The 1346-nt window shown below is 36.5% G+C and carries 1 protein-coding gene and 1 pseudogene; both read left to right on the top strand.

All coding sequences use genetic code 11. The features are described from left to right. Nucleotides 1-288: pseudogene (locus tag BB781_RS15220) on the top strand (hypothetical protein); the annotation flags it as partial. Between the two features lie 647 nt (nucleotides 289-935). Beyond that, a partial coding sequence (locus BB781_RS15215) for a helix-turn-helix domain-containing protein (protein WP_129582759.1) occupies nucleotides 936-1346 on the top strand: 411 nt, incomplete at its 3' end.

Below are 1346 nucleotides of genomic sequence, written 5' to 3'. Positions count from 1 at the left end.
GTGAATAAAATGTGGGATATAGGTGGAGATGTACATGCAAGTATTGAAGTTAAACAAAAGTTTCTCTATGAAAATGGAAGGTCTGAACAGGTTGGAATGTACTTGCGGAATATAAATATGAGAGACAGATTGTTCCTTAGCCTGTACAAGAAAAGAGGGGAATGTGAAACAAAACATGGACACATTAAGGATGTGGTCAAGTTCGATATAAGAAGAGTTAGAGCAGAGATATGGAAGGTTTTATTGAAAATGATTTGTCTAATTAGAATGGGAGGGTTTGGGAGCTAATTAGATAACCTTGGAGTGAAGGACATATTGAACAATTTGATCGAAGGATAACTGGCAGTATATACTCTCTTGAGATGGCTCTGGTAAATCTCTATAATTCATTTGAGAGGTTTTTACAGATTATTAAGGGGAATGTCTAGCTGAAGGGGATTAAGGCTTACAGGAGAATTATAGGTAATTTACAAGTACTCAATCTTCTCCATCTGAAAGGAGAATGAAGAAGATCTAAGTCTCGATTCCTGCTACAATGAATAGTTGTTTCTGCTTTAAAAGCAAATCCTATTTTTCTATAAGCAATAACAAACATCCATTCTCATGTTCCTCCTGTCACCAGTGCCGCAGGCCCAAGTCGCCTGACACTAAGTACTAGGAAAACCCCCTTCAAAAATAGATAATATGTATTGTTATTGAAAATTTGAGACTCCAATTGCAGATTTAAATCCAGTTATCGACAGTGATAACAAACATCCATTCTCATGGTCCTCCTGTCACCAGTGCCGCAGGCCCAAGTCGCCTGACACTAAGTACTAGGAAAACCCCCTTCAAAAATAGATAATATGTATTGTTATTGAAAATTTGAGACTCCAATTGCAGATTTATAGTCATTAACTAAACATTTATTACTAATTAAGTACAAATAATGCCTTATGGCTAGACCAGAACAAATTCCTATAGAGCGCCATCTTTCATCCGAAGAATTGCTTAAACATATCAAGTCATTAGAGAAAGATACGCGAGTTTTGCAACGTTTGTATTTTATTAAACATCGTTATGAAGGTGCTTCTGTTAATGAAGCAGCTAAACTTGTTGGCATATCAAAACAAGTCGCATATCAATGGCAAGAGCGATGGAATCAAGACGGATATAAAGGACTGATCCCCAGGTTTTCAGGAGGCTGTCCTTCAAAGCTCACCGATTATCAAAAAGAAGAACTAAAGAACATGCTACACAAGCGTGATGATTGGTCTACAAAAGAAGTCCGAGAACTCATTTATAATGAGTTTAAAGTTCAATACACTATTAAGCAAATATTAGTGATCTTGAAGAAGTTTGGCATG

The organism is Methanolobus psychrotolerans (genome assembly GCF_002243045.1).
Taxonomy (GTDB): Archaea; Halobacteriota; Methanosarcinia; order Methanosarcinales; family Methanosarcinaceae; genus Methanolobus; species Methanolobus psychrotolerans.
This window is presented reverse-complemented; position numbering and strand designations above follow the sequence as displayed.